Source organism: Desulfomicrobium aestuarii (assembly GCF_055385525.1).
In genome coordinates, this window is record NZ_AP042427.1 from 1,035,669 (window position 1) to 1,054,051 (window position 18,383).

The 18,383-nt window shown below is 67.9% G+C and carries 16 protein-coding genes; 10 read left to right on the forward strand and 6 right to left on the reverse strand.

What is annotated here, in order from left to right; all coding sequences use genetic code 11:
• Position 1: 1 nt before the first annotated feature.
• The 3 genes from siaC to siaA are packed head-to-tail and all read right to left on the reverse strand — an operon-like array spanning position 2 to position 2,996.
• Positions 2 to 379, reverse strand: a complete 378-nt coding sequence (siaC, locus tag ACZ5AC_RS04775; protein WP_464249813.1) for a biofilm regulation phosphoprotein SiaC — start codon at positions 377 to 379, stop codon at positions 2 to 4.
• Between the two features lie 32 nt (positions 380 to 411).
• A complete protein-coding gene (gene siaB, locus ACZ5AC_RS04780; RefSeq protein ID WP_464249814.1) occupies positions 412 to 948 on the reverse strand; it encodes a biofilm regulation protein kinase SiaB in 537 nt (178 codons plus the stop codon).
• Positions 945 to 2,996, reverse strand: a complete 2,052-nt coding sequence (gene siaA, locus ACZ5AC_RS04785; RefSeq protein ID WP_464249815.1) for a biofilm regulation protein phosphatase SiaA — start codon at positions 2,994 to 2,996, stop codon at positions 945 to 947. The genes siaB and siaA overlap by 4 nt, the downstream gene beginning before the upstream one ends.
• 215 nt (positions 2,997 to 3,211) lie before the next feature.
• Here siaA and ACZ5AC_RS04790 point away from each other — a divergent pair, with 215 nt between their 5' ends.
• The 3 genes from ACZ5AC_RS04790 to ACZ5AC_RS04800 are packed head-to-tail and all read left to right on the forward strand — an operon-like array spanning position 3,212 to position 7,394.
• Positions 3,212 to 4,408, forward strand: a complete 1,197-nt coding sequence (locus tag ACZ5AC_RS04790; protein WP_464249816.1) for an ABC transporter substrate-binding protein — start codon at positions 3,212 to 3,214, stop codon at positions 4,406 to 4,408.
• Positions 4,408 to 6,735, forward strand: coding sequence for a PAS domain-containing sensor histidine kinase (locus ACZ5AC_RS04795; RefSeq protein WP_464249817.1), 2,328 nt, complete (start codon positions 4,408 to 4,410; stop codon positions 6,733 to 6,735). The genes ACZ5AC_RS04790 and ACZ5AC_RS04795 overlap by 1 nt, the downstream gene beginning before the upstream one ends.
• Positions 6,732 to 7,394 (forward strand): phosphoadenosine phosphosulfate reductase family protein, encoded by a 663-nt coding sequence (locus tag ACZ5AC_RS04800; RefSeq protein ID WP_464249818.1) that lies wholly within the window; start codon positions 6,732 to 6,734, stop codon positions 7,392 to 7,394. Before ACZ5AC_RS04795 ends, ACZ5AC_RS04800 begins: the two co-directional genes overlap by 4 nt.
• A 177-nt stretch (positions 7,395 to 7,571) precedes the next feature.
• On the opposite strand, the gene ACZ5AC_RS04805 is transcribed toward ACZ5AC_RS04800, so the two are convergent.
• The 3 genes from ACZ5AC_RS04805 to cooS form a co-directional block, all read right to left on the reverse strand.
• Entirely contained in the window at positions 7,572 to 8,246 is a 675-nt protein-coding gene (locus tag ACZ5AC_RS04805) for a Crp/Fnr family transcriptional regulator (RefSeq protein WP_464249819.1), read from the reverse strand.
• 127 nt (positions 8,247 to 8,373) lie between these two features.
• The gene (locus ACZ5AC_RS04810) at positions 8,374 to 9,141 is read right to left on the reverse strand and encodes an ATP-binding protein (RefSeq protein ID WP_464249820.1); all 768 of its coding nucleotides are present in this window, start codon (positions 9,139 to 9,141) and stop codon (positions 8,374 to 8,376) included.
• A gap of 64 nt (positions 9,142 to 9,205) precedes the next feature.
• Entirely contained in the window at positions 9,206 to 11,089 is a 1,884-nt protein-coding gene (gene cooS / locus ACZ5AC_RS04815; protein WP_464249821.1) for an anaerobic carbon-monoxide dehydrogenase catalytic subunit, read from the reverse strand.
• A 197-nt stretch (positions 11,090 to 11,286) separates the two neighbouring features.
• On the opposite strand from cooS, the gene ispG reads away from it, so the two are divergent.
• The 7 genes from ispG to ACZ5AC_RS04850 all read left to right on the forward strand — a co-directional run bounded on the left by ispG (position 11,287) and on the right by ACZ5AC_RS04850 (position 18,373).
• The gene (gene ispG / locus ACZ5AC_RS04820; protein WP_464249822.1) at positions 11,287 to 12,390 is read left to right on the forward strand and encodes a flavodoxin-dependent (E)-4-hydroxy-3-methylbut-2-enyl-diphosphate synthase; all 1,104 of its coding nucleotides are present in this window, start codon (positions 11,287 to 11,289) and stop codon (positions 12,388 to 12,390) included.
• Between the two features lie 48 nt (positions 12,391 to 12,438).
• Positions 12,439 to 13,518 carry an ADP-ribosylglycohydrolase family protein gene (locus tag ACZ5AC_RS04825; RefSeq protein ID WP_464249823.1) on the forward strand — a complete coding sequence of 360 codons (1,080 nt, stop codon included), beginning with the start codon at positions 12,439 to 12,441 and terminating at the stop codon, positions 13,516 to 13,518.
• Between the two features lie 89 nt (positions 13,519 to 13,607).
• Positions 13,608 to 15,350: a proline--tRNA ligase gene (locus ACZ5AC_RS04830; protein ID WP_464249824.1), complete on the forward strand. Its 1,743-nt coding sequence runs from the start codon at positions 13,608 to 13,610 to the stop codon at positions 15,348 to 15,350.
• Positions 15,351 to 15,412: 62 nt separating this feature from the next.
• Positions 15,413 to 15,931 (forward strand): zeta toxin family protein, encoded by a 519-nt coding sequence (locus ACZ5AC_RS04835; RefSeq protein WP_464249825.1) that lies wholly within the window; start codon positions 15,413 to 15,415, stop codon positions 15,929 to 15,931.
• Complete coding sequence (locus ACZ5AC_RS04840; protein WP_464249826.1) at positions 15,928 to 16,155, forward strand: hypothetical protein; 228 nt, start codon at positions 15,928 to 15,930, stop codon at positions 16,153 to 16,155. Before ACZ5AC_RS04835 ends, ACZ5AC_RS04840 begins: the two co-directional genes overlap by 4 nt.
• Positions 16,128 to 17,510 (forward strand): exodeoxyribonuclease VII large subunit, encoded by a 1,383-nt coding sequence (gene xseA, locus ACZ5AC_RS04845; protein ID WP_464249827.1) that lies wholly within the window; start codon positions 16,128 to 16,130, stop codon positions 17,508 to 17,510. Before ACZ5AC_RS04840 ends, xseA begins: the two co-directional genes overlap by 28 nt.
• Positions 17,507 to 18,373 (forward strand): M23 family metallopeptidase, encoded by an 867-nt coding sequence (locus ACZ5AC_RS04850; RefSeq protein ID WP_464249828.1) that lies wholly within the window; start codon positions 17,507 to 17,509, stop codon positions 18,371 to 18,373. Before xseA ends, ACZ5AC_RS04850 begins: the two co-directional genes overlap by 4 nt.
• Positions 18,374 to 18,383 lie beyond the last annotated feature (10 nt).

An 18,383-nucleotide genomic window follows, 5' to 3' on the forward strand; every position in this document is an offset into this window, starting at 1 on the left:
GTCAGGGCCTCGGGGCGATGGTGAACGGAAAGGCGCAGTCTTCCTTGAATTCCTCGGCCAGTTCGCCGACGCGTTCGTTTTCCGGGTCGTAGCTCCAGTGCACGCTGATCCCGCGTCCCCCCTGGTGGGCCTCCTCCAGCCGGTCGAAGATGTCCATCATGGCCCGGATGCTGCTCGTGTTCAGGTAGACCAGGGCCAGGTCCAGGGACAGGGGCGCGCTGCCGTCCGCCAGGAAGCCCTCGACCCAATCGATGATGGGCTGGAAGAATTCGAAGGGGTTTTCGGGGTAGGAATCTCCGGCCATGGTCAACCGCCCCTCCCGGCTGTTCGTGCGGACCAGGGGGGTGCTGGGGGTCTGGGCAAGGTCTATATCGTTCATGTCGTTCTCGTTTTGTGCTGGGGGCGTTGGTTCTAGAGCATGACGCGCAGGCTCAGGAAGCTGCGCCCGGAGTCGATGTCGCGCAATGTGGCCCCCAGCGGGCAGGAGGCCTTGCGCGCCATGTCGATGAGGCCGAGGCCCGCGCTGCCGTTCAGGGCCTCCCTGGGCTGGCGCAGCTGGGTCTTGAAAAGGGCCTTGAGGGCGGAGCGGTCCATGGCTGCCAGCTCCTCCACGCGCCGCACCAGCTCACGCCCGTCCTGCGGGGCCACCACGTTGCCCGCGCTGATGACGTAGCGCCCGTCCTCGCGGGACACGACGATGGCGGCGTTGGCCGCGCCCGGGAGCTCCGGGTGCTGGTCGGCGTAGCGGCGGATGTTTTGGGTCATCTCGATGTAGACCGCGAAGATGTCGGCCACGGCGCTGGGCGCCTCCTGCTGGTGCTGGAGGTAGTCGCGCAGGGCGCGTCCGATCTCCTCGATGAGGGCGGCGTTGATGGGTCCGTTGAAGCAGACCATGATCTGCTTGCGGTCGAAGATTTCCCGCAGGTCGTAGAGGTCCGGGGTGGTCATGAGTCGGTCTCCTTCGAAGTGGCCGGCGTCGCCTGGTCGAAACGGAAGGCCAGGACGGTGATGTCGTCGCGTTGCGGCTTTTCCCCGCGGTAGTCGTTCAGGGCCCTGGTCAGGGCCTCTTCCTGCCTCTCCAGGGGGAGGGCGGCGTTGTCCCGCAGCCAGGACGTGAAGCCGCCGCGGCCGAAGGGCAGGTCCCTGTCGCCGCCGGACTGGTCCAGAATGCCGTCCGTGACGAGATAAAAAACGCAACCCGGCTCCAGGTCAAGGGTCAGTTGCGTGAAGGTTCTCGGTTTGCGGTCATTGATCCCGCCCCGATCGCCCCTGAAATTCCTGATTTCCCCGTCGCAGGCCGCGAAGAGGTCGATGTGCGCCCCGGCGAAGCGGACCGTCCTGGAAGCCCACTCCACGTAGCACAGCCCTATGTCCATGGACGTGGCCAGGCGTTCCAGACGCTGCGTGTCGGGCAGCATGTCGCGCACGGCCCTGTCCGCGCGCTCCAGCAGCGCCGCCGGCTGGCCGAGGCCGAGTTCCACGGTGGCGCGCTCCAGGGCGGCGTGGGCGATCATGGTCATGAACGCCCCCGGCACGCCGTGCCCCGCGCAGTCCACCACGCCGAAGAGGCACCCGTCCTCGTCCTCGCGGTAGAGGTAGAAATCGCCGCCGACCACGTCGCGCGGCTGCCAGACCACGAAATAGCGGCCCTGCATGCGCGTGTCGAGCCGCCGGTCGGGCAGGATGACGCGCTGGATGAGGCTCGCGTAGCGGATGCTCTCGGTCAGCTGGCGGTGGGTGGCGGCCAGCCTGGCGTGGGTTGCTTCCAGTTCGGCCGTGCGCTCGGCCACCCGCCGCTCCAGGTCCTCGGTATGGGCCTGGACTTCGGCCGCCATGGTGTCGAAGGCGCGGGACAGGGCCCCGATCTCGTCGTCGCGCTTCGAGCGCATGCGGATGCCGTACTGCCCCTGGGCGATCATTCCGGCCGAGGCGGTCAGTTCCAGCAGGGGGCGCAGCACGAGGCGGTCAAAGCCCAGGGTCAGGCCCAGGATGACCATGAGGATGATGATTCCTCCCCCGATCAGGGCCAGGCGGATGAACCCCGAGGACAGGACCTCGGCCGCCTCGGGGTTGACGCTGCTGACCACCGTCCACCCCAGCTCAGGAAGATGGGCCAGGGCCATCATCCGCCTGCCTGCGGGGGTGATCTGCTGCATGACCTCGACACCCCCGGCCCTTCGCCGTACTTCGGCCAGCAGCCGGGAAGCGGTTTCCCGCCCGGCCTCGGTGCTCAGGCCGGCAAACAGCGTCCGGTCCGAGTCCTGCTTGCCCAGAGCGCCGTATTCGATCTTCGACGGGTCGGGATGGGCCACGATGCGGCCCGCCTTGTCCACGATGAAGCTCATGCTTCCCTGGGTTCTGGGCGCGAGCATGCTGGCCAGGAAGCGGTCGAGCTGCATGCCGGTCCCCACGAGGCCGAGAGGCTCGCCGGCCGAGTTGCGGACCTGCACGTTGATCCAGAGGTTCGTGACCTTGAGCGTCGCGTCGGGATTGACGTTCAGCGTGTAGGGCTCTACCCGGTCCATGGTCGAAAAATACCAGGAGTCCCCGGTGTTGTTGCGGTCAAGCGTGTAGCGGTAGATGGCGCGGGGACGCTCCGCGTCCGCATAGTAGTAGGCCAGGGTGCGGTGGTGGATGACGAAATAGGCCCCGTCGGCGAAAGCCGGGCGGAAGCCGGCGGCTTCGGCCAGGAATCGTCCCCGGGCCAGAGGGTCCTGCTCGGCCAGGAGCCAGTCGCCCAGGGCGGTCAGGCCGGCGAAGCGCTGGGCGATGGCCAGCTCGCGTCCGACCAGGGACTGGATCTTCTCCCGGGTCAGCTGCGCTTCGGACACGGCCAGCCTGCGGCTCAGGTCCGCGGTCAGGTCGTGCAGGATGCGCTTGCCGACGGCGGCCGACATGAGGAGCACCGCCACGGAAATGGCCAGAAGCAGGACGCCGATCTTGCGGCGAAGACCTGGTTGGCGTCGGGCGTGATCCGATGAGGAGGGGTGGTGCATCTGGAACCTCTGGCGGCGGTGTCTGACGTCCGCTTTGTATATGATTTTCAGCATAGTGCAATGACCAAAGCGCGTCGGAAGACACCCTCTCCCCCTGGTGCGAAGCCTCCGGACTTGTGCTCCACATGGTTCATGCCTAAAGTCATACGTATGCTGCGTGCCGGGTCCGGCGGGAGTGACCGGCACATCGTTGTCTGACGGGAAGGGGAGGGGTCATGATCAGATTTGGCAATGGTTGTTTCAGGGCGGTTCTCGGCGCTCTCTGCATGCGCTGGCCGGCGGGGCTGCTGATCGCGCTGGCGCTGTGCTTCCCCTCCCGGGACGCCGCCGCCCAGCAGCACCGCCCGGAACCCGTCCGGGTGGGCAGCGTCTTCGCCAGGACCGGCCCGGGCGCCGAGGAGAATTCCCCCAACTACCGCATCGTCAAGCTCGCGGCCGGCAAGATCAACGCCGCGGGCGGGGTGCTGGGCCGTCCGTTGGAAATCGTGGAACTCGACACCATGAGCACTGCCCTCGGTGCGCGCCAGGCCGCCCACGACGCCGTCAAGGCCGGGGTCGTGGCCGTGGTCGGTCCGTCCTGGAGCTCCCAGGCCATGGCCATGGGGCCGGTCCTGCAGCAGGCAGGCATCCCCATGCTCGGCGCGACGACCACCGCCCCGGACGTCACGGCCATCGGGGACTACATCTTCAGGGTCTGCTACACCGACGCCCTGCAGGCCAGGGTCCTGGCGCGCTTCGCCAGGCAGGACCTCGGCGCCGCCCGCGCCGTGGTCGTTACCATCGCCGGCGACGTCTACAGCGAGGGGTTGAGCGCCGGCTTCACGCAACATTTCACGAATCTGGGCGGGGTGGTGGCCGGACAGGTGCGCTACCTCCAGGACGCCATGGATTTCACCGGACAGATCGAGGCCGTCAGGCGGGAGGCCCCCGATCTGGTCCTGGTGGCCGGGTACACGCGGGACTCGGGCCTCCTGCTCAAGCAGGCGCGCGGCGCGGGGCTCGACATGCCGTTTTTGGGGGGCGACGGCTGGACCGCCCTCGAACACTACCCGTACCTCGATCCGGCCAAGGGCGAGAACTACTATGTCTCGCACTGGCATCCCGACGACGCGTCGCCGGCCAGCCGCGAGTTCGTCGATCTGCTCCGCCGCGAGTTCGGGCCCGACGCCCTGGAATCCACCGACGCCGGCAACGCAAACGCCTACGACGCCCTCTGCCTGGTGGCCGACGCCATCCGGCGCGCCGCAAGCGCAGAGCCTGCGGCCATCCGCGACGCCCTGGCGGCCACGGACGGTTTTCCCGGCGTCACGGGGACGATCTCCTTCAGAGGGTCCCGCGATCCCGTCAAGCCCCTGGTCGTTCTTCGCATCACGCCGGATTCCGTGGAATTCGTGAAGAAAGAGGAGCCCTGATGGCGAGGAAAAGCATCGCCCAGCGCATGAATCGGGACATCCTGGTGACCATCGCGGTCATCGCGGTCCTTTTCGTGGCCATGGGGAGCCTCATGCAGCTGCGCTGGAAAAACGACAACATCCAGTCCGTCTGCCGGTTCCTGGACATGCTCGTGGCCCGCGAACAGAGCCAGATGGCCAACGAACTCTTCGAACGCAGGCTCTCGGCCCTGGGGATGCGCGTCACGCAGATCGCGGCCCTGGATGAGGTGCTTGAGGTCGTGCTCTACGATGCCTCCGGCAGACCCCTCGTCCGCGTTGCGGGCGGGACGCCCGACCCGTCGCCGTCGGACGTGCCGGCCCTCGACGACTTCCGGCCCGAGCCGGGGGAGCCCTACCGTTTCGAGCACGATTTTACGGCCCTGCGTTTCACCAAGGCCGTCACCGCCGCCGGGGAAGTCCTGGGCTGGGTCCGCATCAGCCACGACCTGTCGCTCCTGCGCAGGCAGATGCTCAGCTTCTTCGCCTTCTTCTTCGTCCTGCTGACCATCACCCTCATCTGCATGCTGACGCTTCTGCGCAGGAGGCTGCGCCAGTCCGTGGTCGTCCCCTTGCGGGAGCTCGGCTCGTCCATGCGGGCCACGGACTCCGAAAGCCTGTCCCGCGGCGTGTCCCTGCGCCAGGGCGACCTCGAGATCGCGAACCTCGGCGAGGCCTTCGAGGAACTGCTGGCGCGCCTCGACCTGTCGTACCGTGAACTCGACGAGGCCAACGCCGCCCTCAGGCGCAGCGAAAGCCGGCTCTCGCGGGCCATCGGGGCCAGCACCGACGCCATCTGGGAGTGGTCCTACGCCACGGGGGAATGCTATTTCAGCCCCCGCTGGTACGAGATGCTCGGCTACGCCGATCAGGAGCTGCCCATGAGCTACGACACGTGGCGCAGCCTCTGCCATCCCGACGATTACGGGCTGGCCGTGCGGGAAATCCGGGATGCCGTGGGATCCGGAGGCCTCAAGTCGTACCAGGCCGAGTTCCGCATGCGGGCGAGTGACGGGGGCTGGAAGTGGATCCTGGGCCGGGGCGACGTCATCGAGCGCGACGGGGACAGAAACCCCGTCCTCCTGAGCGGCACCCACACGGACATTTCCGAGCGCAAGCAGGCCGAGGAGCGGCTTCGGCAGTCCGAGGAGAAGTTCTTCCGGCTCTTCCGCCTCTCCCCGGACACCATCATCCTCGTCAACGCCGAGACCGGGCAGCTCGTGGACGTCAACGATTCCTTCGTCGCCCTGTCTGGCTACACTCGCGACGAGGCCCTGGGCAGGACCCTTCTGGAACTGGGCCTCTACCGCGACCCGGCCCAGCGGGAGCTGCTCTACGGGCTGCTCGAACACGAGGGCACGGTGCGCAACCTGGAAATCGACGTCCGGTGCAAGGACGGTTCCGTCACGGCCTGCGCCGTCTCCAGCCAGCTCATGCAGATCGACGGGACGACCCATCTGCTGGCGGTTGTGCGGGACATCTCGCAGATGAAACAGATGCAGGAGCTCATGATCCAGAGCGAAAAAATGCGCTCCGTGGGCGGCATGGCCGCGGGCATCGCTCATGAGATCAACAATCCCCTGGGCATCATACTGCAGGCTTCCCACAACCTCGTGCAGCGCACGCGTCCCGATTTTCCGAAGAACATCGAGGCGGCCGAACGCATCGGCCTGCGCATGGAGCTTCTCGAACGCTACATGCGCGAACGCAAGCTCGACGTGTTCATCGCGGACATCCAGACGGCGGGCGTGCGCGCCGCGGAGATCATCCGCCGCATGCTCGATTTCAGCCGGATGAGCGAATCCGGCCACGCTCCATGCGACCTGCGGCGGCTGATCGAGCAGTCGGTTGCCCTGGCGTCCACGGACTTCGATCTCAGAAAAAACTACGATTTCGGCCGGATCGGTGTGGAAATCGACGTCGAGGACGGCCTGCCGCCCGTGCCTTGCACCGAGACCGAGATCGAGCAGGTCCTGCTGAACCTCCTGCGCAACGCCTCCCAGGCCATGGCCACGGCCGCCTCCCCGGCCGCGCAGCCGCGAATCCGCATCCATGCCTCGGCCCTGACCGAAGGCGTGCGCATCGTGGTCGAGGACAACGGGCCCGGCATGGACGCCGAGGTCAGCCGCCGCGCCTTCGACCCGTTCTTCACGACCAAGGCTCCGGGGCTGGGTACGGGGCTGGGTCTGTCGGTGTCCTACTTCATCGTCACCAAGAGCCACGGCGGGGACATGCGCGTCGAGTCCGAGCCGGGGAAGGGGGCGCGGTTCATCATCGATCTGCCCGCAGCCAAGGGGGAAGCGGCGTGACCCTCGACGACAAGGTCCGTCTGGCCAGGGAGCGCATGGCCGACGCCCTGGCTCGTTTCGGGGTCCGTGCCGCCGTGGGCTGGACGGGCGGCAAGGACTCCACCGTGGTCCTGGCCCTGTGGCGGGGCGTGCTGCGCGAGGCGGGGTGCGGGGAGGCGCCTTTCGCCATCAACCTCGACACCGGCTGCAAGTTCCCGGAGGTGCTGGCCTTCCGCGACAGGTTGGCGCGGGAGTGGGGCGTGGACGTGACCGTGGTCCGCCCGGAGGTCGACCTGGCGCGCTACCCTTTGGCCGCGGACCCGGTGCAATGTTGCGGCGAGTTGAAGATCCGTCCCCTGAATGAGGCCATCTCCCTCCTGAAGATACCGGCCCTGCTGACGGGCGTGCGCGCCGACGAGAACCCGGACCGCGCCCATCGCCCGTGGTTCGAGGACCACGGCGACCACGTGCGAATCCTGCCCATCCTGGAATGGACGGAACTCGACGTCTGGACCTTCCTGGTGCGCGAGGGCATCCCCTGGTGCCCGCTCTACGACCACGGCTACCGGTCCCTGGGCTGCATGCCCTGCACCTCCCGTTCGGGCCGCGGCGAACGCTCGGGCCGCGACGCGGCCAAGGAGGAGCGCATGGCGCAGCTGCGCAGCCTGGGGTATTTTTAGGCTTTTCACTTCTTCCTGAACCAATTCATACGTCGTGCCCACAGAGGCGGGTTCCCATCCCTGCAGGGAGGGGGCCGTCGCAACGCGGCCGCGCTCCCGCCCGGGACGGGCAGGAACGCTCGGGGCTGTGCTTTGGACGGATTTTTAAGCGCAAGGCGGGATGATGCTTGCTTTGGCTCAGTCCATCCCTGTCTGCGCCTCGAGCGCGTTGATGTCGGGGATGCAGATCACGCCGCGGCCTTTCAGCTCGATGACGCCGTCCTTGGCCAGGGCGTTGAGCAGGGAGGACACGGTCTGGCGCGAGGAGCCGATGATGCTGGCCATCTGTTCGGTGTTGAGGCCCAGGGAGACCATGCCGCCGTCCTCGCACCTGCCGCAGTGACGGCACTCCCGGCAGCGGGGCAGGCGCCTGGCCTCGTAGGCCAGGAATTCCAGGAGGCGGTTGCGCACGTCCTTGAAGGCCAGGGTGTCGATGACGGAGATGGCGTGGGACAGCAGGTCGCCCAGGACGTGGATCATGGCCGAGTTGAAGCTCGGCATGGAGCCGAGGTGGCGGCGGACCTCTGCCACGTCGGCCACGAGGATTTCGAGGTCGTCCAGGGCCTGCACCCAGGCCCGGGTGTGGGTCGCGTAGACGTCCCCCGCGTCCAGCACGGCCATGGTGAATTCCTTGTCGCGGTAGGACAGGAAGACGCGGGCCCTGCCCCGGGTGACGATGAAGATCCGGTTGTCCTGCCTGGGGTGGAAGACCATGGCGCCGCGGACGAAGGCGCGGGCGTGGAAGGCCTGGCGGACGGGGGCCATCTCGGGGCGTTCGAGGTCCTGCAGCAGGGTGGTGTCGGTCAGGCGCATGATCGGCTCCGTTTCCGCGTCTAGGGGGTGGATCGCCCGGCTGCCGATGGAAGCGGACTCAGGGCGGTCCAGCCGTCATGCGTTCTTTTGGCCTTCATGTCCAGGGCCTCGCCACCTGCGCGGCCTTCTACGACATTGCGTTGACGAGGCGTGCGCACACCGCGTCGATGGCGGGCCTGTCGTCCAGCCCCAGGACGCTGGCCTGTTCGAGCTGACGTTCGGCCAGGCCGGCCAGGGCCGGGACGTAGACCACGCTGCCGGGCAGCCCCTCCAGACTGGGGAGCCGGGGTTCGCCGACAACCCGGTTGACGGCCAGGACCTGCCGCGGCAGGCCGAGTTCCCGGGCCAGGGCGCCGACACGCGCCGCCGTCTCCAGGGACCGGCGGCTGGGTTCGCTGACCACCGCCAGCCCGTCCACCCCGGCCACGGTGCCCCGTCCCAGGTGTTCCACCCCGGCCTCCAGGTCCACCAGCACATGGCTTCGCTCTCGCAGCACCAGATGGGCCAGCACGGACTTGAGCAGGGCGTTGGCCGCGCAGGCGCAGCCTTCGCCGGCCCCGGTGATGGAGCCCATGGTCAGCAGGCGCTTGCGGCCCGGCCGGACGCCTTCCGCGGCCCCGACGTGCAGTTCCACGCCGAGTTCCCCCGGCAGGTCCGAGACGTCGGGGTTGAGGCTCAGGAAGCCCGAGCCGATGCGCTCCCGGATCAGATCCTCGCGGGCGCTCAGGGGAACGGGCAGGTCGCCCGGCTCCAGCCCGCAGGCCTGGCCCAGGCTCAGGGCCGTGTCCGCGTCCACGAGGATGACGTCGTGTCCCTGCCGGGCGAGATAGTCCCCGAGCCACGCGCACAGGGTGGTCTTGCCCACGCCGCCCTTGCCGGCGAATGCGATTTTCATTCGTTCCTCCTTTCGGGGTGCGGGGGAGCCGCGGCTCCCCCGCGTGTTTCCGGCCGGTTCCCGACTAGGCGGACCAGCCCAGGGCCAGGCGCTTGGCCGTGATGCGTTCGTCGATGAGCCCTGCGGCCTTCAAGGGGTCGGGCTCGACGCTGAAACAGGCGCCGAACACGTCGTCGAGGCCCTTGAGGGCCAGGTCCGTGATCATGGCGCTGCCCAGGATGTGCGGCGGCAGCCCGAGGTGGGTGTAGACGCCGCTGGCCACGGCGTAGAGGCCGATGGCCGCCGCCTTCTCGGAATACCACTCGGGGGCGCTGGCCGCCACGGGCAGGTCGCTGATGTCCAGGCCCGCGTGATTGGCCAGGACCGCGCAGAGGTGCAGGATGCGCGAGTTGTCCACGCAGCTGCCCACGTGCAGTACCGGCGGGATGCCCAGAGCCCGGCAGATGCCGGCCAGTCCTTCGCCGGCCTGGTCGGCCGCCTCGGGCTCCAGCAGCCCGGCCTTGCCCATGGCCACGGTGGCGCAGCCCGTGACGATCACCAGGATGTCGCGGCGGATGAGCTCCCGCGCCAGGCCCACGTGCACGTGGTCGTGCTTGAGCTTGGGGTTGTTGCAGCCCACGATGCCGGCCACGCCGCGCACCTTCCCGGCCTGCAGGGCCTGGATCAGGGGCTCGGGCGTGCCGCCCAGGGCGCCGAGGATGGCCTCGTTGGAGAAGCCGGAGGTGATGGAGACGGGCTTGGACGGGATCTCCACCTTGGCCGGGTCGCGCCGGGCGAAGGCCTCGATGGCCATGAGCACCGCCTCGCGGGCCTTCTCGCGGGCGTTCTTGTAGCTGAACTCCATGTGGACGCCGCCGGGGAACTTGGCCTTGTCCGACGTGGACACGAACTTCGTGTGGTAGCATCCCGCCACGTTGACCAGGCTCGGCATGATGCACTGGTAGTCGACGATGACCATCTCCACCGCGCCGGTGACGATGGCCAGTTCCGTCATGAGATGGTTGCCGGCCATGGGCACGCCCTGGCGCATGAGCACCTCGTTGCCCGTGCAGCACAGGCCCGCGATGTTGATGCCCGTGGCGCCGGCCTCTTGGGCTCTGGCCAGGATTTCGGGCTCCCGCGCCGCGGCCAGGATCATCTCCGAGACGATGGGGCTGTGGCCGTGGACCAGGATGTTGACCTGGTCCTCCTTCAGCACGCCCAGGTTGACCACGGCTTTGACGGGTTTGGGCGTGCCGAAGATGATGTCCGAGACCTCCGTGGCGATCATGGACCCGCCCCAGCCGTCGCCCAGGGCCACGCGGCCGGCGTGCAGGCAGATGGACACGGGGTCGCAGTCCACGCCCATGTGCGTGCGGTGGAGCATCTCCACGCAGTCGCGGTCGATGCCGCGCGGCGTGCAGCCGAGGCGCTCCCAGACGTCCTTGCGCTTCTGCGGGGCGCGGCCGCTGAAGGCCACGTGGTGGGACCGGCAGCCGTAGTCCTCGAAGAACAGGTCGGCCAGGGCCTTGGCCCGCTCGCGGACGGAGAGGCCTTCGACCGCGATGCCCAGTTCCGTGCAGATGCGTTCGAGCTTGGCCTCGTCACGGATGCCGTAGTCCGTGGTCTTGCCCTCGCCGATGGCGGCCAGGGTCTCCAGCAGGTCCCGGCCGTGGTCCGAGTGGGCGGCCGCGCCGGCGGCCACGAAACGGCCGAAGTTGCGCGCGACGGTCAGGTCGCCGTCGGCGCCGCATACGCCGTGCGTCTTTTTAGGCCCCTTGGGGTTGATGCGGCAGGGGCCCATGACGCACTTGCTGCAGGTCAGACCCTGGTCGCAGAAGGTGCAGTGGGGCGTCTGTTCCCTGAGCCGGTCCCAGATGAGATTCACGCCCTCGCGCCGTGCCTTGGCGATCATCTTCTGCGCGTCTTCCCACGGGCTCAGATCCTGAATTTCCCTTTCCTTGGCCATGCGAACCCTCCTTCAGTTTAACGGCCTGCGCCGGGTCCTTCCGATGATGGATGCAGCCTTGCCGCCCTGTGGCGGCCCATGGGACTGCCGTAGGCCACAGCATGCCGTTTTGTCTGTCGCCTAGCTGACAGGAGGGGCGAATTTTCGGATTTCCCCCACCTTGGCTTTGACCGCCAAATTCATTACGCTCCCCCGCCATGACACAGACAGACGCATCCATCCTCGCCCCCCGGCGCGCGACCCGCACCATCTCCGTCGGCGGGGTGGGCATCGGCGGCGGCAACCCCGTGCGCGTGCAGTCCATGACCAACACGGACACCCGCGACGTCGAGGCCACCCTGGCCCAGATCGAGGCCCTGGCCCGGGCCGGCTGCGAGATCGTGCGCCTGGCCGTGCTTGATCTGGAAGCGGCCATGGCCCTGAAGAAGATCTGCGCGGCCACGGGCGTGCCCCTCATCGCCGACATCCATTTCGACTCCCGTCTGGCCGTGCAGGCCGTGGAGGCGGGGGTGCGCGGCCTGCGCATCAACCCCGGCAACATCGGCGGCCCCGACAAGGTCGACCGCGTGGTCCACGCCGCCCGCGCGGCCGGCGTGCCCATCCGCATCGGCGTGAACAGCGGTTCCGTGGACAAGGATCTGCTGAAGAAGCACGGCGGCCCGACCCCGGCGGCCATGGTCGAGAGCGCCATGGAGCATGTGCGCCTGCTGGAGGAGCGCGGCTTTTACGACACCAAGATTTCGCTCAAGTCGTCGAGCGTACTGGGCACCGTCGCAGCCTACCGGCTCATGTCGAAGACCGTCGACTACCCGCTGCACATCGGCGTGACCGAGGCCGGCACGGCCATGCGCGGGGCGGTCAAGTCGTCGGTGGGCCTGGGCATCCTGCTGGCCGAGGGCATCGGCGACACGCTCCGGGTTTCGCTGACTGCCGATCCCGTCGAGGAAATGCTCGTGGCCTGGGAGATCCTGCGCGCCCTGGGCCTGCGGGCCAGGGGGCCGGAGATCGTGTCCTGTCCGACCTGCGGCCGGACCGAGATCGGACTCATGGAACTGGCCGCGGCGGTTGAGGATCGGCTGCGCGGGGTGGAGGAGGTCTTCACCGTGGCGGTCATGGGCTGCGTGGTCAACGGCCCCGGCGAGGCCCGCGAGGCAGACATCGGCGTGGCCGGGGGACGCGAATCAGGGCTCATCTTCCGCAAGGGCGAGGTGGTGCGCAAGGTCAAGGGCAGGGCCGAGCTGCTGCCGGCCTTCATGGAAGAGCTTGAGAAATTTCTGGACGAGCGGCGAGGCGGGGCGTGACCCGGCCTCTTCCGGCGTCCGTGGCCGTGTGAACTGAAGGGAGGGAACATGCCGGGAAAGGACATCAGGGACCGCGCCGCCGGCGCCGTCATGGGAGCCTTCATCGGGGACGGCCTGGGGCTCGGACCCCATTGGTATTACGACCTGGACGAGCTGCGCCGCGACTACGGCGACTGGATCACCGATTACACGGATCCCATGCCCGGCCGCTACCACGACGGCATGAGGGCCGGGCAGCTGTCCCAGGCGGGCTTCATCCTGGAGCTGACCGCGCGCTCCCTGGTCGAGTGCGGCGGTTACGACGAGCCGGATTTCTGCCGCCGCATGGACGAGGAGCTGTTTTCCCTCCTCGACGGCTCGCCTGTCAGCGGACCGGGCTTCTACACCAGCCAGTCCATCCGCGATGCCTGGCGGCGGCGCGTAAGGCAGCGCCTGCCCTGGGGACGGACGGCCGGTCCGGCCGATACCACCGAGGCCACCGAGCGCACCCTGGCCATTGCCGTGCGTTATGCCCTGGAGCCTGCCAGACTGGCCGAGGCCGTGTCCGGCAACGCCGCCCTGACCCAGAACGACGAGACTGTCCTGTCCCTGACCGTGGCCTACGGCGCCGTGCTGGGGCAACTGGTGCAGGGGCATCCGCTGGACACGAATATTTCCGGTCGGCTCATGAAGCTGGTCAAGAGCGGCGAGCTGCCGTTCCACGCCGTGACGCGCGACAACCTCCAGCCCCCGCGCCCCGGCGACCCGGACCCGCCGCGGGCCGGCCGCTTCGCCTCGCCCGACGCCCTGCTGTCCCCGGCCTACTTCGCCGCGGCGGCCGCGGACCCGGCCGTGCGCATCGAACCGGCCTGGAAGGTCTCCCTGGTCTACGGCATGCCGTGCGCCATCTACCACCAGCTCCCGGCGGCCTACTACCTTGCGGCGCGCTTCCGGGACGACTTCGAGTCGGCCGTGCTCCACGCCGTCAACGGCGGCGGCCAGAACCAGGCCCGCGCCATCCTGACCGGCGCCCTGGCCGGTGCCCAGACCGGCCTCTCGGGCATCCCGTGGCGCTTCGTGGATGGCCTGCAGAGGGGCAGCGAACTGCTGGAACTGGCCGAGCGGCTGGCGGAGCAGACGGCCGTCTGATTCAACCGTCCGGATTTATTGCCGGTAAAATATCGTACGCACCAAGAATTCAACCATTTCTTTACATATTCATATCGAGGAGACATTTCATGCTGTTCAGCAAGTTCTACGCGCCCACCCTGAAGGAAACCCCGGCTGAGGCCGAGGTCATCAGCCACAAGCTGCTGCTGCGCGCGGGCATGATCCGCAAGCTGACCAGCGGCATCTACACCTACATGCCGCTGGGTCTTCGGGCCATCAACAAGGTCGCCAACATCGTGCGCGAGGAGATGAACCGGGCCGGGGCCCAGGAAATCTCCATGCCCATGGTCCAGCCGGCCGACCTGTGGCAGGAGAGCGGGCGCTGGGAATTCTACGGCAAGGAACTCCTGCGCCTGAACGACCGTCACGGCCGCGACTACTGCCTCGGGCCCACCCACGAGGAGGTCATCACCGACCTCATCCGCGGCGAGGTGCGCTCCTACCGGCAGCTGCCCCTGAACCTCTACCAGATCCAGACCAAGTTCCGCGACGAGATCCGCCCGCGCTTCGGCCTCATGCGCGGCCGCGAGTTCATCATGAAGGACGCCTACTCCTTCGACAAGGACGACGAGGGCGTGAACGCCAGCTACCAGGCCATGTACGACGCCTACGAGCGCATCTTCACCCGCCTGGGCCTGCAGTTCCGCGCCGTGAGCGCCGACTCGGGCGCCATCGGCGGAAGCTTTTCCCACGAGTTCATGGTCCTGGCCGACACGGGCGAGGACACCCTGGCCGTGTGCACCTCCTGCTCCTACGCCGCCAACCTCGAGAAGGCGGAGCTCAAGCCCGGCGCGCCCTGCACCGAGACGTGCGCGCCTTATGAGCAGGTGGCCACGCCTGGCAAGCACACCGTCGAGGATGTGGCCGGCTTCCTGGCCGTGCCTGCGACGAAGATCATGAAGACGCTCCTCTTCGACGTGGACGGACGTTCCGTGGCCGTGCTCCTGCGCGGCGACCGCGAAGTGAACGACGTCAAGCTCAAGAACATGCTCGGCGCCACCAACGTCGATCTGGCCAGCCCCGAGCAGGTCAAGGCCTGGACCGGCGCGCCCGTGGGCTTCGCCGGCCCGGTGGGCTTGAAGGTCGACGCCGTCTACGCGGATTTCGAGATCGCCTCGGCCACGGATTTCGTCTGCGGGGCCAACGCCGCCGACGCGCACCTCCTGCACGTGGACCCGCGCCGCGACATCACCCTGTCCACGGACGCCACGCCCACGGGCTACGCCGACCTGCGCTCCATCACCCTGGACGACCCCTGCCCGGCCTGCGGCGGTCCCCTGACCATGCCCAAGGGCATCGAGGTCGGCCACGTCTTCAAGCTCGGCACCAAGTACTCCAAGGCCATGAACGCCACCTTCCTGGACGAGAACGGCAAGGAGCAGGTCATCATCATGGGCTGCTACGGCATCGGCGTCAGCCGCGTGGTGGCCGCCAGCATCGAGCAGAACAACGACGCGAGCGGCATGATCTTCCCCCCGTCAATCGCCCCCTTCGAGGTCACGGTCCTGGCCATGTCCACCAGGGACGAGAAGGTCATGACCATGGGCCGCGAGATCCACGACTGGCTGGAAAGCCAGGGCATCGACACCCTGTTCGATGACCGCGACGAGCGCCCGGGCGTCAAGTTCAACGAAGCCGACCTCCTGGGCTCCCCCATGCAGATCGTAATCGGCGGCAAGGGCTTGGAGAAGGGCGTGCTTGAGGTGAAGAACAGGAAGACCGGCGAGAAGCGGGAGCTGCCGGTGGCCGACTGGCAGAACACCGTTCTGGAATGGCGCAAGGAAGTTATGAAGGAGTGGGGATTGGCGTAGCCTGCAAGAGTGCACAGGCGGCGGCTGGCGCAGTGGTTTTTCCGGCCCGGAGGAGTCGAGGGATGAGGAAAAAGATCATCATAATCGGCGGTCCGAACGGAGCCGGAAAAACCACGTTTGCCCGAACGTTTCTCCCAGTTGAGGCGCAATGCTTGAATTTCATCAATGCCGATCTGATCGCCGCAGGGCTGTCGCCTTTCGCCCCGGAGGCTGCGGCCATCAAGGCTGGGAGGCTGATGCTGGAAGAAATGTCCGACTTCTCCCGTCGGGGCGAGAGTTTTGCCTTTGAAACTACGCTTTCGGGTTTGAGTTATCGAAAGCATATCCGAAGGTGGCGGGATGAAGGCTATTTGATCAGTTTGTTCTTTCTTGCGTTGCCAACGGTGGAAACCGCCATCGCCCGCGTGGCGGAACGGGTGAAGCAAGGCGGTCACGCCGTTCCCGAATCCGTGATTCGGCGTCGTTTCGTCGCCGGTCTCCGCAATTTCGAGGAAATTTACAAAAAAGAGGTTCACTCCTGGATAGAGTTCGATAATTCCGGCGTCGAGCCTGTCGTGATCGCTTGGGGAGAAAACGGATGAGCACACCTGACATTGCCGAAGCCAAGGATGAGGTCCTGCGTGCGTCATTTGCCGCGCTCCAGCGTGCTTCACTTCTGGCTCGTGAAACGGCCATTCTGACGGGCACCAACCTTGTGCTATTCAAGGACGGAAGGCTGCTGCGGATTCCCGCCCACGAGCTGCGCTCGCAATCATCTGTATCCATTCACGAAGCTCCATGCACATATTCTCCGTCCGAACCCTGACCCAAGCCATCAAGGATGTCCTTGAAGGCGAATTTCCTTTCGTCTGGGTCCGGGGCCAAGTATCGAACCTTTCCAAGCCGCCTTCGGGGCATGTCTACTTTTCCCTCAAGGACGAGGAGGCGACGCTTAACGTCGTGTGGTTCAAGGGGACCCAGCCCAAGGCCGGGAAGGATGACGGGGAGCGGGTCAACCCGCTGACCGGCGAGGTGGAGAGCGGGGCGCCGCTGCGGCTGGCCGACGGACTCGAGGTGCTCGTGGCCGGGCGCATGAACGTGTACCCGCCGCGCGGGGCCTACCAGCTCGTGGCCGAGCTGGTGCAGGGTCAGGGCATGGGCGAGCTGGCCGTGGCCTTCGAGGCCATGAAGGCCAAGCTGGCGGCCAAGGGGTATTTCGACCCGGAACGCAAGATGACGCCGCCGCGCAACCCGCGCCGGGTGGCCGTCATCACCGCGCCCCAGGGCGCGGCCCTGCAGGACTTCCTGCGCGTGGCCGGGGACCGGGGGTACGGGGCCGTCGTGCGGCTGTATCCGAGCCTGGTGCAGGGCGACAGCGCGCCGGCCCAGGTCGCCTCCGCCCTAGACAGGGCGGACCGGGACGGCTGGGCCGAGGTCGTCGTGCTCATCCGCGGCGGCGGGTCCCTGGAGGACCTGTGGGCCTTCAACACCGAGCCCGTGGCCGAGGCCCTTTTCCGCTGCCGCCTGCCCGTGGTTTGCGGCGTGGGGCACGAGGTGGACACGACCATCGCCGACCTCGTGGCCGACCTGCGCGCGGCCAATCCGTCCCATGCGGCGCAGGTGCTGTGGACCGAGCGGGCGGTGCTCAGGCAGCAGGCTGACGAGATTTTCCTGGCCCTGTCCCGGGGCATGGGGCGCTTTCTGGACGAGCGCGAGGGCGTGTTGAACCGGCTGGCGCAGGGGCTCATGTGGAACTCGCCGGCCCGGCGCATCGAGCGCGGCGGGTTCGAACTGGAGCGCCTGACGGACCGGCTGCGCCAGGCGGCCCTGCGCATGGCCGGGGAACGGCGCGAGGTCCTGTCCCGCCTGGACGAGCGCCTGCGCCGCGCCTTGGGTCCGGCCCGCATCGTGTCCCTGCAATCCGAGCTGGACCGGACCCGTTCGGCTCTGGCACAGTCCGCTTCGGCCCTGGTCGGCCGCCGCCGGGACGCCCTGCGCGACCTGGAGGGCCGCCTGGCCGCCCTGGACCCGGCCGCGCCCCTGGCCCGCGGCTACGCCCTGGTGCGGGGCCGGGACGGGTTCGTGCGTTCGCGTCTGGATGTGCGGCCCGGCGACACGATCCGCGTGCAGGTCTCGGACGGCGAGTTCGGGGCCGAAGTGCTGCCCGAGGAGCTTTCATGATGTTTCGTTTGCTCATGGCGTTTCTTCTCCTGGCCTCCGTCCTGCCGCTTTCGCCCGCCCGTGCCGCCCAGCTGAGGGTGGAGTGCCCGGAGGTCATCGGCATCGGCCTGCCCTTCGTGGTCCGGGTCGAGTCCGACGAGCCCATGGGCAAGCTCCTGGTGGAGTGGGACGGCCGCAAGCTGCAGGTGCCTGCCGCCGGCGAGCGGAGTGTGGAGTTCCTGCTCGGCTCCGATGTCCTCAAATCCAAGCCCGGTCCGCGTGACCTGCGCGTGACCAGGCTGGGGCTGAGCCCTGTGGCCGTGTCGACGCACGTGCTGGTCGAGAAGCGCGAGTTCCCCGAGCAGCGCCTGACTGTGCCGCCGGAGATGGCTACACCGCCGGCCGCCGTGCAGGAGCGCATCGCCCGCGAGCAGGCCGAGGTGCGGGAGATTCTGGCCGGGGTCTCGGCCGTGAACCACCTCTCCCTGCCCCTCATGCGACCCGTGCCGGGGGCCGTGAGCAGCGCCTACGGGCTGCGCCGCTTCTTCAACGACCTGGAGCGCAACCCCCACCGCGGGCTGGACCTCAGGGCCGAACTCGGCGAGCCGGTGCGGGCCGCGGCCGCCGGGCAGGTTGTGCTCGCGGCGGATCATTATTATGGGGGGCGTTCGGTCTTCATCGACCACGGCCTGGGCGTCTACTCCGTGTACATGCATCTCGACGCGTTCCGCACGGAGCGGGGCGCCATGGTCGAGGCCGGGCAGGTCATCGGCCTGGCCGGGCAGTCCGGCCGGGTCACGGGGCCGCATCTGCACCTGGGCTTCTACGTGCTGGACATGGCCGTGGACCCGTCGGCCCTCTTTTTCCCCAAGACCGGGCAATAACCGCAGGACA